The organism is Streptomyces sp. NPDC029014 (assembly GCF_055564695.1).
Map to the genome: position 1 here is coordinate 39,642 of NZ_JBVHVT010000063.1, position 14,575 is coordinate 54,216.

Annotated in this window: 15 protein-coding genes and 1 pseudogene; 9 read left to right on the forward strand and 7 right to left on the reverse strand. The window is 71.3% G+C overall.

Annotated elements, in window-relative coordinates; genetic code table 11:
* Positions 1–98: 98 nt before the first annotated feature.
* Positions 99–716, forward strand: coding sequence for a TetR/AcrR family transcriptional regulator (locus ACZ4VL_RS28950; RefSeq protein WP_468205545.1), 618 nt, complete (start codon positions 99–101; stop codon positions 714–716).
* Between the two features lie 42 nt (positions 717–758).
* Here ACZ4VL_RS28950 and ACZ4VL_RS28955 read toward each other — a convergent pair whose 3' ends face one another.
* The 3 genes from ACZ4VL_RS28955 to ACZ4VL_RS28965 form a co-directional block, all read right to left on the reverse strand.
* Positions 759–1,043 (reverse strand): hypothetical protein, encoded by a 285-nt coding sequence (locus tag ACZ4VL_RS28955; RefSeq protein WP_468205548.1) that lies wholly within the window; start codon positions 1,041–1,043, stop codon positions 759–761.
* A gap of 16 nt (positions 1,044–1,059) precedes the next feature.
* A complete protein-coding gene (locus tag ACZ4VL_RS28960) occupies positions 1,060–2,364 on the reverse strand; it encodes a ferredoxin reductase family protein (protein WP_468205549.1) in 1,305 nt (434 codons plus the stop codon).
* Positions 2,365–2,781: 417 nt separating this feature from the next.
* Positions 2,782–4,299, reverse strand: a complete 1,518-nt coding sequence (locus tag ACZ4VL_RS28965) for an FAD-binding oxidoreductase (RefSeq protein ID WP_468205552.1) — start codon at positions 4,297–4,299, stop codon at positions 2,782–2,784.
* 373 nt (positions 4,300–4,672) lie between these two features.
* On the opposite strand from ACZ4VL_RS28965, the gene ACZ4VL_RS28970 reads away from it, so the two are divergent.
* Positions 4,673–5,635 carry an NAD(P)-dependent oxidoreductase gene (locus ACZ4VL_RS28970; RefSeq protein WP_468205555.1) on the forward strand — a complete coding sequence of 321 codons (963 nt, stop codon included), beginning with the start codon at positions 4,673–4,675 and terminating at the stop codon, positions 5,633–5,635.
* Positions 5,636–5,854: 219 nt separating this feature from the next.
* Complete coding sequence (locus tag ACZ4VL_RS28975) at positions 5,855–6,181, forward strand: hypothetical protein (RefSeq protein WP_468205558.1); 327 nt, start codon at positions 5,855–5,857, stop codon at positions 6,179–6,181.
* Between the two features lie 85 nt (positions 6,182–6,266).
* On the opposite strand, the gene ACZ4VL_RS28980 is transcribed toward ACZ4VL_RS28975, so the two are convergent.
* Genes ACZ4VL_RS28980 through ACZ4VL_RS28990 form a run of 3 tightly spaced genes read right to left on the reverse strand, consistent with a single transcriptional unit; the run spans position 6,267 to position 10,783 of the window.
* On the reverse strand, positions 6,267–7,238 hold the full coding sequence (locus tag ACZ4VL_RS28980) for an antibiotic biosynthesis monooxygenase (protein ID WP_468205560.1): 972 nt from the start codon (positions 7,236–7,238) through the stop codon (positions 6,267–6,269).
* Between the two features lie 3 nt (positions 7,239–7,241).
* Positions 7,242–9,959 (reverse strand): molybdopterin-dependent oxidoreductase, encoded by a 2,718-nt coding sequence (locus tag ACZ4VL_RS28985; RefSeq protein WP_468205562.1) that lies wholly within the window; start codon positions 9,957–9,959, stop codon positions 7,242–7,244.
* Complete coding sequence (locus ACZ4VL_RS28990) at positions 9,956–10,783, reverse strand: FAD binding domain-containing protein (protein WP_468205565.1); 828 nt, start codon at positions 10,781–10,783, stop codon at positions 9,956–9,958. Before ACZ4VL_RS28990 ends, ACZ4VL_RS28985 begins: the two co-directional genes overlap by 4 nt.
* Positions 10,784–10,994: 211 nt before the next feature.
* On the opposite strand from ACZ4VL_RS28990, the gene ACZ4VL_RS28995 reads away from it, so the two are divergent.
* The 3 genes from ACZ4VL_RS28995 to ACZ4VL_RS29005 are packed head-to-tail and all read left to right on the forward strand — an operon-like array spanning position 10,995 to position 11,872.
* Positions 10,995–11,231, forward strand: coding sequence for a hypothetical protein (locus ACZ4VL_RS28995; RefSeq protein ID WP_468205568.1), 237 nt, complete (start codon positions 10,995–10,997; stop codon positions 11,229–11,231).
* A gap of 18 nt (positions 11,232–11,249) precedes the next feature.
* Entirely contained in the window at positions 11,250–11,516 is a 267-nt protein-coding gene (locus tag ACZ4VL_RS29000; RefSeq protein WP_468205570.1) for a TetR/AcrR family transcriptional regulator, read from the forward strand.
* 32 nt (positions 11,517–11,548) lie between these two features.
* Entirely contained in the window at positions 11,549–11,872 is a 324-nt protein-coding gene (locus ACZ4VL_RS29005; protein WP_468205583.1) for a TetR/AcrR family transcriptional regulator C-terminal domain-containing protein, read from the forward strand.
* A gap of 51 nt (positions 11,873–11,923) precedes the next feature.
* On the opposite strand, the gene ACZ4VL_RS29010 is transcribed toward ACZ4VL_RS29005, so the two are convergent.
* Positions 11,924–12,898 (reverse strand): helix-turn-helix domain-containing protein, encoded by a 975-nt coding sequence (locus tag ACZ4VL_RS29010; RefSeq protein WP_468205572.1) that lies wholly within the window; start codon positions 12,896–12,898, stop codon positions 11,924–11,926.
* A gap of 122 nt (positions 12,899–13,020) precedes the next feature.
* On the opposite strand from ACZ4VL_RS29010, the gene ACZ4VL_RS29015 reads away from it, so the two are divergent.
* From ACZ4VL_RS29015 to ACZ4VL_RS29025, 3 genes and pseudogenes are all read left to right on the forward strand, one after another.
* Positions 13,021–14,079 carry a saccharopine dehydrogenase NADP-binding domain-containing protein gene (locus ACZ4VL_RS29015; protein ID WP_468205575.1) on the forward strand — a complete coding sequence of 353 codons (1,059 nt, stop codon included), beginning with the start codon at positions 13,021–13,023 and terminating at the stop codon, positions 14,077–14,079.
* A gap of 68 nt (positions 14,080–14,147) precedes the next feature.
* Positions 14,148–14,276 (forward strand): annotated as a pseudogene (locus ACZ4VL_RS29020) (RNA polymerase subunit sigma-24); the annotation flags it as partial.
* 77 nt (positions 14,277–14,353) lie between these two features.
* Entirely contained in the window at positions 14,354–14,488 is a 135-nt protein-coding gene (locus tag ACZ4VL_RS29025) for a hypothetical protein (RefSeq protein ID WP_468205588.1), read from the forward strand.
* Positions 14,489–14,575: the final 87 nt, after the last annotated feature.

Consider the following 14,575-nt stretch of genomic DNA (forward strand, 5'->3'; position numbering starts at 1 on the left):
GGTCCCGCGTGATACCGATCGGTATCGTTCGGGGTCGGTCGGTAACGTAGCATGGGGTGGCAAGAGGTTGGTGCGACGGCGACCGAAGCGAGGCGGACATGGCGAGCAGCCCCCAGAGGCCCGGGCGGGACACGAGAGTGGCCCGCCTCCCCCCGCGTGAACGCATCCTCGACGCCGCGGAGGAGCTCTTCCTGCGCGAGGGCATCAGGGCCGTCGGGGTCCAGGCCGTCGCCGAGCAGGCGAAGACCACGAAAATGGCCCTCTACCGGCACTTCGTCACCAAGGACGCCCTGATCGAGGAGTGGCTGAGGATCGTCGCAGCGGGGTACTCGGCCGCCTTCGACCGGGCGGAGACCGAGCACCCCGGGGACGGCCGGGCCCAGGTCCTCGCCGTGACGCGGTTCGTCGTCGAGGGGCTGCCGGACATCGCGCAGCGGGGCTGTCCCTTCGTCAACTCCATCGCGGGCCTGCCCGACCGGGGACACCCGGCCCGCCGACTGATCGAGGACCACAAGGCCACCCAGCTGCGCCGGCTCACGGGCATGTGCGAGAAGGCCGGTGCGGGGGCTCCCGACGAGGCCGCCGCAGAGATCACCTTCCTCCTGGAAGGCGCTCAGGTCAGCGCCCAGAACGGAAGCGTCGACCGCGTGGGGGAGCGGCTCCTCGCCGCGGTCGAGGGCGTCCTGGACCGGGGCGGTCCGGCCGGCGGACGCTGAGCCGTGGAGGGCGGCCCCGGCGCGGCGGGCAGCGTGCGGGGTTCAGCGTGCGGAGTGGACGTGCGGCTGTCCGTCCGGGGCCGGCGCGGCCGGGTCGACGGTCATCGTGATGGCCGTCGCGGTCACCACGCTGACCAGGGCGAGGCCGGCAGCGAGCCGGCACGAGCGCGAGGACTTCCGGTGCCGGGCGGCCGTCCGGCCGCCCGGCGGGTGTGCTCCGGCGGACGCCGTCGCGCCGTGCTCGGCGACGGACTCCCGACGAGCGCGGTACGCGTCCGTCGGCTGCCCCGTCCAGAGGCCGACCGGCTGCTTCAGTGGCTGGTTCATCGGGAGATCGGGGTCCTCAGTAGGTGAAGCACTCGGAGTGGATCCGCCCGGAGGGGACGCCGGCGCGGATCAGCGACGCGGTCGTGGCATCCGCCATTCCGGGCGGCCCGCACAGGTAGACGTCGTGGTCGGACAGGTCGGGCACGAGCGCGCGCAGGGCCTGGGGGGCGAGCGGGTCGTACGCCTCGTCGGAACGCCCCACCAGGTAGTGCAGGCCGGCCCGGCGCTCCGCCGCGATGGCCTCCAGCTCGTCCCGCAGGACCAGCTGACCGGCGTCGCCCGCGCGGTAGAGCAGCGTCAGGTCGCCGGGCCCGGCGGGCAGCGCCTCGAAGAGGGCGCGCATCGGGGTGATCCCGATGCCGCCGGCGATCAGCAGGACCTTCGGGCGGGTGCGCCGACGCCAGGTCAGCGCCCCGAACGGGCCGGTCGCCAGGACCCGGGTGCCGGGGCGCAGCCCGCGGACCCGTCGCGAGTGCGCGCCGAGCGCCTTCACGGTGATGCGGAGGCGGTCGTCGCGAACGGGCGCGGAGAGCGAGAACGGAAGGGCGGTGTGCCACAGGCCGCCCCGCAGGAAGCGCCAGCGGAAGAACTGGCCCGGCTCGGCCTGGAGCTCGCCGAGCCGGCCGCCCTCGATGGTCACGGAGACCACGTCGGGGCCTTCGCGTTCGACGGCGGCGACGCGCAGCCCGTGCCGCAGGGCCTGGCGGACCGGGACGAACCCCCGGTACCAGGCGAGCAGGACGCCGACGACGGTGTGCAGCAGCGCCCAGAGCCAGGTGGTGAAGGACGTGACGCGGACGTCGGGGCCCGCCAGCTGGTGGACGAAGCCGAGGGCGGCGGCGAGGTAGGTGAGCAGGTGGATGCCGCGCCACGCCTCGTGCGAGACCCGGCGGCGTACGGCCCGGGCGGAGACCAGGCCGACACCGGCCAGCAGGGCGGCTCCGGCGTAGGCGGCGGCGACGGCCGGGTAGCGGAGCAGTTCCGCATTGGCGCTGAGCAGGTCGGTCCCGCTGCGCAGGGCGTACACGACGAGGGCGAAGAGCCCGTGGGCGGCGCACAGGACCAGCACCCACCGGCCGCCGAAGGCGTGCCAGCGGGCGAGGCGGTCGGCGCCGATGCCGTGCTCGACCGCCGGGACGCGTGCCATCAGGAAGAGCATGACGAGGATGCCGTAGCCGGCGAGGAGGCCGGTCAGGTGTGCGGGAGCCCCGATGATGTCGTCGGGGCGGGCGGACGGCTGCACCTGGACGGCCCACAACAGGACGACGACGGCCGCTCCGGCGGCCAGACCAGAGCGCAGTCGCTGGGGCGCGGTCTTCATGGGCGCACGTCCCTTTCACTCGGTGGTCGGCGTGCTCCCCGGCCGCGGCACCGGAGCAGCGCCCGACGACCTGCAGGGAGCCGTAGCAGTGGCAACTATGTGCAAATCTGCTCGCGTCAAGCAATGACGATCTACGCAGAATGACTTCTGTCACGCGCCCGAATGTGGCCTATATGTCCAGTTTTGGCGGCATTCAAATGCTCGCCGTTGGCCCCCCGCTCGCGCACGGCCTTCACGTATTTGAGTTTGCATTCCTGCAGGGCAGGCGTGCGGAAACCGACCTTCTACCACACCGGGGGCCGCGCTTGGAGAATTCTTTACGCTTCTGCCGCCCTCCTCGGCCGGCGGTTCGGTCCGGGACGGGCCGGACATGGCTGAGCCCCCTCGCCGGTCGGGAGGGGGCTCAGGCCTGCTCGTTCAGCAGGACGCAGGCGGGATGCTCTGCTCGTACTGGAAGACGTTCCGCGGGTCGTACTCCGCCTTGATCTTGCGCAGTCGGTCGAAGTTGGACCCCCAGTAGGCGGTCTCCCAGTCCTGCATGCCGATGTTCGGCACGTTGACGTAGGCGCCGTCGACGTAGGGGCGCAGCGCCAGGCTGAACTCGGCGATCCAGGCCTGGGCCTGCGGGGTGAGCGGGTCGCAGACGCCCGGCTGGTCGGAGCGGGTGCCCCAGCCGGCGCCGGGCTCGGAGTAGAAGAGCGCGTCGCGGTGCGGGAACGCCGTACCGCCGCGGGGGCTCTTCCTGACGTTCCCGCCGAACGCCTGCACGAAGAAGTTGCTGTCATCCGTGGGCGCGTCGCGGATGAACGAGGAGACCACCTCGATCGCCTTCTTCGGGAACGGCTTCCTGGTGAACTGCGAGTAGAACTTCCAGTTCGCGGGTTCCTCCGAGTTCGGGATCTGGAAGTCCGAGTACACCTGGCCCCAGCTCCCCACCTGCACCGTCACGGTAGGGCTGTCGATCGACAGGATCGGGGTCAGCAGCTTCTTCGCCTCCGCGGGCGTTCCCTCCGCGAGGACCGCGAACAGCAGGATCTGGTTCCGGTGGAATTCGAGCTGCGTGCCGAGGCGGACGTCGGTGTACGGCGCATTGCGCTGGTAGGCCTCGAAGATCCTGTACAGGTCGGCGGTCCCGTCCCAGACGGCCTGTACGTACGTGACGCTCCTCAGTGGGGCCAACTTGTAGGTGAGTGAGGTGACGATCCCGAAGTTGCCGTTCCCCGCGCCGCGCAGCGCCCAGAGCAGGTCCGCGTTGTCGCGCAGATCGACCTTGATCACCTTGGCGCACTCGGCGCCTTCCGCGACGACGATCTCGGCCCCGATCAGGCTGTCGCAGGCCATGCCGAGCCAGCGGGTGAGGAAGCCGAAACCGCCGCCGAGCGTCGCTCCGGACAGGCCCACGGTGCCTTCGGTTCCCGTCGTCACCGCGAAGTTCTGCTCCGAGAGCGTGGTCACCGCTTCCAGCTGGTTGAGTCCGGCGCCGACGGTCGCGACGCGGGCGCCGTTGTCGATGTGGACGGACTTCAGCTCGCTGATGTCGATCACGAGGCCGTTGTCGACGTTCGACCAGCCCTCAAGGCTGTGGCGGCCGCTGCGGACCCGCACCGCGACGTCGTGCTGCCGCGCCCACGTCAGGGCGTTGACCACGTCCTGGGTGTTCTGGGCGAAGACGATGATCAGCGGGTAGTGGGAGAAGAGCTGGTCCCAGCCGAGGCGGGCATCCGTGTACCCGGGGTCCTCGGGGCGGACGATGCGGCCGGTCAGCTTCGCCCGCGGGCACTTTCCGTCATCGGACGCCGCGTTCACAGCGGTCGTACCGAGGGTTTCGGTGGCCGCACCGTGGGCCTCGGCAGCCGTGACGCCCTGTGCGACGACCGCACCGGCACCGGCGACTGCCGTCGCCTTGAGCATTTTACGGCGGGAAAAGTCGTTCATTGTCCGTTTCCTCTCGGCCACCAGCGAGCGCGAATCATTCACTTACGGGCGATTTGGGCGAAGTGGACAGTAGCAAGGGCGGCTGCGGTGGACTGCGTCGACACACGCACAACCACGGCCGAGGCACCCAACTCCGCAGCCTCCGGCGGTGAACGCGATGTGCTTGGCTGGTGATACGACCGCTCGGGTCGGACAACACGCACGCGAAAGGCAGTGGAACCCTGTCGGGGGTCGGACGCATGAGCCGGACGCGGAGGGCGGCGCCTCCCGCGGCCGGGTCCTCGTCGTCGACCGTGCCCCCGGCACGACGGCACGGACCGAGCTCGCGGACCTCGACCGGCTCGGCCTCGAACCAACGGTCAACGTCCGCCGGGTGACCGACCCGGAACTGCGGTCGCGCAGCGCAGCCCAGTGGCGGACCGTGGACTTCGACGGGTTCGAGGAAGAGGAGTTGGCCCGGCAGCTCGAAGACGGCGGGACGGGCTACGAGGCCCTGGAGTGCCGGGCCGGCATCCCCCTCACCGAGGCCGTGCTCGTACGGGCGACTTCGGCCTCCCTCCAGCACCGACTCGAACTGGTCGGACGCGCCGCGGCGGGCTCCGACTCGTTCGACGCGGCGGCCGCCCGGCGTCTGGGTGTCGCCCTGCGCACCACGCCCGGGGCCAATGCCGGGGCCGTCGCCGAGCTGACCCTGGCCCTCGTGCCCGACTCCCTGCGCGGAGTGTCGCGGCGCGCGCAGGCCCTGCGGGAGGGCTCCTGGGGCACGGCGACCGCGGACCTGCCCACGGGCAGCCTCGACGGTGCCCGCGTCGGACTCGTGGGATCGGGGGCGACGGCACGCCGGGTCGCCGAGCTGGTGCGCGCCTTCGGCGCCGAGGCGTGGGTGTTCGGATCGCCGCGCTTCACGCCGGAGCGCGCGGCCGGGTGGCCCGGCCGCCGGGTCGGATCCCTGAAGGAGCTGCTGGAGGCCTGTGGCGTGGTCTCCGTCCACGTGCCCGCCACAGCGGAGACGGACGGCCTGATCGGCTCGGCGGAACTGGCGCTGATGCGGCCGGGATCGGTGCTGGTCAACACGGCCCGGGCGAGCGTGGTCCGCGAAGCCGACCTCGACCGTGCCCTGCGTGACCCGGGATCGGGCCCGTGGCATGCGGCGGTCGACGTCTTCGAGACCGAGGGCACCGGGTTCGCCTCCCCGCTCAGGGGCAACCCGCACTGCACCCTGTCCCCGCACTCCGCGGGCATGACCCGTTCGGCGATGCAGGAGGCCTCGCGCAGACCCGTGTCCGAGTTCGCGCGGTACGTCCAGGAGAACGGCATCGGGAGCGGCAGGCCGTGAGGTGCCGTGCGACAAGCCGGACGATAGGATGAAAATTACATCAGGCCTCACGGAATGCGCCGGAAACCAGACGGAACGCGCGGTCCCTGTGGGGCGACATGCGCACGGCGTAACGGTGTGAGACCTTCCCCCCTCGGAGTGCTGTGCGGCCACTGCCGCGGGTACCGGAGCCGTCACGCCCCACCGGCCGCACCGTCAGCGTCCAAGGCAGGTTGAACGATGAACCGGACACGTCGTCTTGCAGCACTCACGCTCCTGGTGGCCCCTGCGCTCGCGGTGGGCCCCGCTGTTGCCGCACACGCCTCGACCACGGCCACGCCCGCGGTGGCGACCGCCGCGACGTGCAGGGTCGAAGTGGACTCGGCCGGCAAGTACCACCTGTGGGGTGAGGGATTCCCCAACGGAAAGGTGACCTACACCGGATCAGCGTCGGGCACCGTCCCCACCAAGGGGGGAAGGTTCGACGTCGGCGGTCTCAGCGGGAGCAAGTACGTCGTCAAGGCGGCCGACGGGACCACCGTCAACTGCACCGTGGTCCAGCACTGAGTCGTCCTTCGACCTCCTGTGACATGGCCCCGCCCTTCCGGAAGTCAGGGATCCGGAGGGGCGGGGCCATGTCACGGGGGCGGCGTCAGGGCAGCGTCCAGATCTGCGTCGTGATGAGGTAGATGACGGCGGCCCAGCACACCGTCGCCGCGGTGACCACCGCGAGGCCGATGCGGTTGTTCCTCGCCGGCGGCTCGTCCGGAGGCGGTCGCAGCCACCGCTTGAGCAGCGGGTTCACGTAGAAGGGCATCGTGAGGAAGGTCATCAGGAGGCTGGACAGCAGGTTCCCGACCAGCATTCCGAGCCAGAACGGCATGTGCAGCGGCGACAGGGCGAGCGTCAGGAAGACGACGGTCGGGTACAGGCCGACCCAGACGGCGATGGCGGTCCTCGTCTCGGAGGGCGCCGGCGCTGCTTTGCCGTCCTCGTCGAAGGCGAACCAACTGCCGAACGAGTTGTCGACGGTCGTCAGCTTGAAATCGTTGAATTCCCTTCCCTCGGCCAGGAGTTCCTGCCGCTTGGTCGAGGTCAGCCAGGTGTCGAGGTGCTGGGCGCTGTCGAAGCGGTAGAGCGTGATCCATTCGTCCTGAAGACCGTCGATGGGCCGGAACATCTCGGTGCCCCGAAAGCCCTCGAACCTGCTCTCCTCCTCGCTCATGCGGCGTTGCCACGCGAGGAAGTCGTCCACGCGCTCCGGGTGGACACGGTGGGTGATCACCACGGTCACCAGCGGATCAGGGGCTTTGACGTGACCGCTGAGGACCCGCTGCGTCCCCGGGCCGTCGAGATAGGTGTCGCCGACCTCCAGGAGCCGCTGCCTGGTGGCGCTGTTGATCCACGCCTGGAGGTGGGGGATCGAGTCGAACCGGTAGACGATGACCCATTCGGGTTGCACGGGTGTCGGCCGGGAGACCTCGACGCCGAGGTATCCGGGGAAGCCGGCTGCGGCGGCGTTGACCTCGTCCTGCCACGCGTCGTACTCCTGTTCCCGGCCGGGCAGGACCTTCTGGCCGATGATGGCCGTAGCCGCGGCGTCTTCGTGCTTGTCGGTGTCCATGGCTCAGGCCTTAGGGACGGGCTGCTTCTCGCCCAGCCGGCTGTAGATCCGTTCGGGAGTCAGGGGCAGCGCACGGTAGCGGATGCCCGTGGCGTCCTGGAGCGCGTTGGCCAGCGCGGGAGCCACCGGGTTGATGCTGCACTCCGCCATCCCCTTCGACCGCAGGGGGCCGACGGAGTCCGCCGAGTCCACGAGGAGCACCTCGGTGCGCGGCACGTCGGCGTAGGTGGGGATGCGGTAGTTGCGGAGGTTCGGGTTGACCACGGCCCCGCTCGCGTCGACGAGGAAGTTCTCGGTCAGGGCGAAGCCGATGCCCTGGGCGACGGCGCCCTCCACCTGTCCCCGGACCTGTTGGGGGTTGATGACCACGCCCGCGTCGGTCGCCTGGACGCTGTACAGGATGCGGATCTCTCCCGTCGTCCGGTGGACGGCGATCCGGAACCCCTGGGTATTGGAGGTGACGCTACGGGGCGAACCGTAGGCCTTGCGGGCAGCGGTGAACCGGATGCCGCGGGCCCGGGCCAGTACCACCAGCTCGGCCAGGGACACGCGCCGGTCGCCGCAGGTGACGCCGTCGTCGTCCATGGAACACATCACGACGTGGACGCCCGTGTGGGCGGCGGCGAACTCCAGGATGCGGTCGCGCACGGCGTTGGACGCCCGCAGCACCGCGTTGCCCGACACGAACAGACCCGCGCTCGCGAACGCGCCGGTGTCGAACCCGGTGCGGTCGGTATCGGACTGCACCAAACGGATCCGGGACGGCGTGGTCCCCAGTTGGCCGGCCGCGATCTGGACGTGAGCGGTCGAGGTGCCTTCGCCGAACTCGGCGGTGCCGACGGCCACTTCGTACACGAGGTCGTCGCCCAGCGTGACCCAGGCCTCGGAGATGTGCTCGGTCGGGGGCGCGGTCTCGTGCAGCGAGCTCGCGACGCCGGAGCCGATGAGCCACCCCGGGCCGAGGTCCGGCTCCTGCGCGGGCCGGGCCATGGCCCGATCCACCAGGTCGATGCACTTCGCCAGTCCGTCCTCCGTGAAGGTCACGTCGTCCGGGCCGTCGTGCAGGGCGACGAGCGGGTCACCCGGCCGTACGATGTTGCGGCGCCGGAGTTCGAGCGGGTCCATGTGCAGGGCGAGCGCGAGCTCGTGCATCGCGGACTCCATGGCGAACGCCGGCTGCGTCATCCCGTAACCGCGCAGTGCCCCGCTCGGCACGGTGTTGGTGTAGACCGAGTAGGCGTCGTACTTCTTGTTGGGGCAGCGGTAGAGCATGACGGCGGCGCCGCCTGCGTACAGCGTTTCGCCGCCGTGGTTGCCGTAGGCGCCCGTGTTCGACACGTTGCGGACCTGGAGGGCCGTGAGCGTGCCGTCCGCCTTGGCACCCAGCTTGACCGTCAGCGTCATCGGGTGCCGTGGCGAGGCGGTGGTGAACTCCTCCTCGCGGGTGTACTCGAAGCAGACGGGCCGCCCGGTGTCCAGCGTGGCGAGCGCCACCAGGTCCTCCGAGATCACTTCCTGTTTGCCGCCGAAGCCGCCGCCCACCCGCTTGCAGAACACCCGCAGCTGGTCGGGGCGCAGCGCGAACAGATGGCTCAACTTGACCTTGGCGATCGACGGCGACTGGGAACTGGTGCGGACGTTCAGCCGCCCGTCCTCCATCCAGGCGATCGAGCCGTGCGTCTCCAGGTGCGCGTGTTGCACGCGTGGCGAGGAGTACGTGCCCTCGTGGATCACGTCGGCTTCGGTGAACCCCGCCTCCACGTCCCCGATGTGCGCATGGAGTTCGACCAGGATGTTGTGGACGGGATCACGGACGAACGGGTCGGGCGTGCGGTGTATCTGCGGAGCCCCCTCGGCCATGGCCTCCTCGGGCTCGAACACCGCCGGCAGGCGCTCGTACTCGACGCGAACCTTGCGGCAGCCCGCCTCGGCCGCGCCGGGTGTGTCGGCCAGCACCGCTACGACGCGCTGGCCCACGAAGCGGACCGTGTCGTCGAGGATGAGGGTGTCGTCCGGATCGACCAGGTGGTCGGTGTGGATGGCCGTGGTGAAGCGCCTGCGGGGCACGTCCTCCCAGGTGTAGACGCGGTGCACGCCGGGAACCGCGAGTGCCGCGGTCCTGTCGATCGAGAGGATGCGGGCGTGCGCGTGGGGTGAGTGCAGCACCTTGAGGTGCAGCATTCCCTCCATCCGGGTGTCCATGGTGAACTCGGCCCGTCCGGTCACCACGTCGTTGGCCGCGGGTGCGCCCACACTCGTGCCGACGGCCTTTCCCGGCCTGGCCGTCTCCACGCCGACGACGCCGTTCACCGCGTCCTCGATGGCCCGGTAGCCGGTGCAGCGGCAGAGGTTGCCCTTCAGGGCACGGGGCAGGTTCGCCTTCTGCGCCTCGGTGAACGCTGCCGACGTCATGATCATCCCTGCGGTGCAGAAGCCGCACTGGAATCCGGGCGCGTCGCGGAACCGACGCTGCATCGGATGCAGGTTGCCGGGCGAGCCGAGACCCTCGATGGTGGTCACCTCGTGGCCGTCCGCGCGGAACGCCGGAGTGATGCAGCTGTGGACCGGGTGGCCGTCCAACCACACCGTGCAGGCACCGCAGTCGCCGGCGTCGCAGCCCTTCTTGACGCCGTAGTGGCCGAGTGAGCGGAGGAACGTGCGCAGGCACTGGCCGGGCTCCGGCTCCTGCTCGAAGGCCTTGCCGTTGACGCTGTACGTCATGACGGGTCCCCGTCCGCGAGTTCGCGACGAATCTCCTCGGCGAAGTGCTTCGTCAGATGGCGGCGGTGGTCGGGGGTGCCGTTGGCGTCCGCGAACCAGACGTCGCCGGGGATGAGGTCGATGCCCTGCTGGAGGTCGCGGGCATCGGGCGCGGTGTCGAAGGCCATGCGCACCGGTCGTGTGGTGCCGGCCGTGACGGTGAGCAGCAGGTCGTTCGCGCCGGGCGTTCGCGTACCGACGATGAAGACGGTGGAACGGCCGAGGTGGGTGAGCGTGAAGATGCGGTGGGCGGCGCGTTTCCCCAGGGCGTTCGCCGGGATGCGGACGCGCCGCAGGATCTCCCCGGGGGCGAGGACGTTCCGGCCGTCGCCGGTCACGAAGTCGAGGGCGTCCACGGTGCGCTCGGACCCGTCGGGGGCCCACAGTTCGTACGTGGCCTCCAGCGCCACCGTCAGCGTGATCATGGGGCCGGCCGGCAGGGACATGCAGATGTTCCCGCCGACGGTCGCCGCGTTCCAGACCTTGAACGAGGACAGGAAGGCCTCGCAGCTCGTGGTGAGCAGCGGGCCCGCGGTCCAGTCGTCCGGATGCGCGAAGGCGTACAGGTCGCGGATGGTGCAGGTGGCACCGATCTCGAGGCCCTCGTCGCTCGGGACGAGGGGGGCCCAACGCAGCGCCGTGAGATCGACCAGGCGGCGCAGGTCGGGCTGCTCCGTGGAGAACAGCCAGGTGCCGCCTGCCAGCCAGGCGTCCCCCTCGCGCCAGTCGGCGGCCGGCTGCTCGGAGGGTCGCCGGACGACTTCGGTGATCGTGTTGAGGTCCACGGGGACCGACCTCCCTCAAGACCGGCATCGTGCGATGGAGGGGCGGCCTGGCCATTCCGTTCCAGTCTAGATAGCGGAGCCGGTCAGCGCAGGCGGGCCGTGCTGGACCAGGTGTGCGTACGCTGTACGCTTACGGCGTACGCACACTGCAACCACCCTCCCGCTGCTCATCTCCGGCGGTATCGCCGCGGGCCACGGGGCCTCGCGGGTCGTGGCCCTCGTGCTGTGCCTGTCGGTCCTGGTGGGGCACGCGGCGAGCTGGTGGCTGCCGTACTACGGCGTCAGCACGCAGGCGCAGCGGGATTCCTATGCACGCGACTACACCCGCACGGTGAAGGTCCTTCCCGCGCAGGGCCGCAGCGTCGTCCCGGACGTCCAGCACATGGTCGTCGCCCTCCTCACCCCGGTCATGACGGGGGCCACCCTGGCCGTCACGCTGCGTGGGTGAGTCTGCGACTCTGATGCCATGACTCAGGCATCACGTCCCGGCCGGGGAGGCCGGCCCGCCCAGATCAGCGTGGACCGGATCACCGCCGCGGCCATCGACCTCCTGGACCGCGAAGGACCGGATGCGCTGACCATGCGCCGCCTGGGCACGCGCCTCGGGGTCGCGGCGATGTCCCTCTACCGCCACCTCCCCGGCCGGGACGCCGTCATCTCGAAGGTCGTCAACCGCTGTTCGCCTCAGCCCTGGCCGGCCTGGACGCCGGAGAGACCTGGACCCAGGCCCTGACCGACTTCGCCACCGCCTACCGGCGCATACTCCTGGACCACCCCCACGCCGTACCCCTCCTGGCCACCCACCCCGTCGAACCCGACACCGCCCTGCCGCTCTTGGCCGCCCTCCTCGACCGCTTCACCGCCGCCGGCATCGACACCGACGAAGCGCTGATCCGCATCCAGTCCGTCGGCGTCTACACCCTCGGCCACGCACTGGCCCAGGTCGGACGCCCGCCCAGCACCGAGGACGCCGACGCCGACGCCGCCCCGGCGGACGACGCTGCAGCCCTCGCCTGCTACCAGCGGTGGTTCGACGCGGGCCTGCACGCCATGATCACCGGCTTCGACGGCCGACGGCCGCCCGGGTAGGGCCCCGTCCGCGCCGGTGACCGCAGCCGGCGAACGGACGGCGCCGAGTGATCACTCTCGTCGGCCTTCGGGACGGTCGTGCAGGAGGGCGCCGGTGCGGAAGGTGCGGCGGTAGGTGTCGGGTGGGACGCCCACGCTGCGGTGGAAGTGCCGCCGGAGTGTGGTGGCGGTGCCCATCCCCGTGGTGGAGGCGATGGCGTCGATGGTGGCGTCGGTGCCCTCCAGGAGTTCCTGCGCGTGACGGATGCGTTGGATGTGCAGCCACTGCAGAGGCGTGGTGCCCGTGACGGTCTTGAAGTGCCGGGTCAGATGGCGGGAGCTCATGCCGGCCTGCCGGGCGAGGTCGTCGACGGTGAGGGGTGCGTCGAGGCGGGCCAGGATCCAGGGCAGGAGTTCGGCCAGGGGGTGGTTGCCGGGCGCAGGAACGGGCGTACGGACGAACTGGGCCTGGCCGCCGTCCCGGTGGGGCGGGACGACCAGCCGGCGGGCGACGGTGTTGGCGATCGCCGTCCCGTGGTCGAGTCGGACCAGATGGAGGCACAGGTCCATCGCCGCGGCCTTCCCCGCCGAGGTCAGGACGCTGCCGTCGTCGACGTACAGGACGTCGGGGTCGACCGTGATCCGGGGGTGGCGGCGCGCCAGTTCGCCGGTGTGGGCCCAGTGGGTGGTGGCGCGCCGGCCGTCGAGGAGCCCGGCGGCGGCCAGGACGAACGCGCCCGTGCACAGGGACACCACGCGTGCTCCGGCGTCATGGGCGGCGCGTACCGCGTCGACGAGTTCGACCGGCGGGTCGCGCTCGACGTCGGCCCAGCCCGGCACGATCACGGTGTCCGCGCGCGCCAGCCCGGCGAGCCCCTCGTCCGGCTCCAGCCGGAACCTGTCCACGACCACGGGTCCCGACCCGCACAGCGAGAACCGGTACCAGGGGTCCACCAGATGGGTCAGGTCCGAGCCGAACACCTCGCAGGCCAGCGACAGTTCGAAATGGAGCATGCCGTCGGTGACGGCCAGGGCGACGCTTCGCATGTCGGGAACTGTACGCCCCGTGTCGTTCCGGACACTGGTGGGGTGGACCGGCCCCGGCCAGGATGAGTCCGTCACAGCGCACCGGCCCGCCGCGAAGAAGGCGGAGCGGGGGCGCACAGCACATGCGAGGCAGGGGAGCGGATTTCGTGAACGGCACGACGCACACCACGGTGGCGGTCTACGGCGCGTACGGGCACACGGGCAGGTTCGTGGTGGCCGAGCTGGCCGCCCGCGGGTACCTGCCGGTCCTCTCCGGCCGTGACACCGCGAAGCTGACCGCCCTGGCCGACGAGACCGGGTACGGGGCCCGCCCGGCCCCGGTCGACGACGCGGCTGCGCTCGACCGGGCGCTGGCCGGCACGGCCGCGGTGATCAACTGCGCGGGCCCGTTCGCCTCGACGACCGGCCCGGTGATCGAGGCGGCCCTGCGGGCGGGGATCCCGTACCTGGACGTGGCCGCCGAACTGGAGGCCAACCTCGACACGTTCGCCCTCTACGCCGACCGGGCGCGCGAGGAGAAGGCCGTGGTCGTCCCGGCGATGGCGTTCTTCGGTGGCTTGGGCGACCTCCTGGTCACGACCGCGATGGGGGACTGGACCCACGCCGACGAGGCCCACATCGCCTACGGCCTGAGCGGCTGGCACCCCACCGCCGGAACCCGCCTGTCCGGTGCGGTCTCCCGCGAACGGCGCGGCGGGTACCGCCTGCGCTACAGCGGCGGCGCCTGGCAGCGCCGTACCGACACCCCGCCCACCACCGCGTGGCCCTTCCCCGCGCCGATGGGACCCCGCCCGGTCGTCACCGAGTTCACCATGGCCGACGTCGTCACGGTCACCGACCACCTGTCGATCCGTGACGTCCACACCCACATGGCCGTCGACGCCGCCCAGGACATCGCCTCGTCCGACACCCCCGCGCCCACCGCCACCGACGAGCTCGGCCGCTCCGACCAGACCTTCCTGGTCGACGTGATCGTCCGCTCCGGCGGCGTCGAGCGCCGCGCCGTCGCCGAGGGCCGCGACATCTACGCCGTCACCGCACCTCTGGTCGTCGAAGCCCTCGACCGGGTCCTGACCGGACGGATCCGCACCACCGGTGTCGCCTCCGCCGGCCGCATCTTCGACGCCCCCGACTTCCTCACCGCCCTCGCCCCCCACATCAGCCTCACCCTGGGCGGCTGACCCTGCCACGGGACAACCGCCTTGCGCCGAGGACATCTGACCGGCGTTCGAGAGAGGGACCGAGACAGGTGACCGACCAGAGCACCGATCACCGCACCGACCCGGCGATCGAGGGGCTCGCGGCCCACCGCGACCTGCTCTTCAGCGTCGCCCACGAGATGCTCGGATCGGCGGCCGACGCCGAAGACGTCCTCCAGGGCCGGGCGAGGCCCGGGCGGCCCTGGAGTAGTTCCCACACGCCCTGGAGAGCGGGAACCCGCAGGAACTCCTCGATGTGCTCGCCCCCGACGTCGTGGTGCCCGGCGGCGTCCTGGCCGTTGCTGTCGAGGGCGGCCGCATCGCCGACCTCTCCGGCGTCCGAAATCCCGGGAGGCGCAGCCGCGTCACCACCGTGGCCCGGACCCGGTAGGCGGAGTCGTGGGGGGGGGGGGGGGGGGGGGGGGGGGGGGGGGGGGGGGGGGGGGGGGGGGGGGGGGGGGGGTGGTGGGGGGTGTTG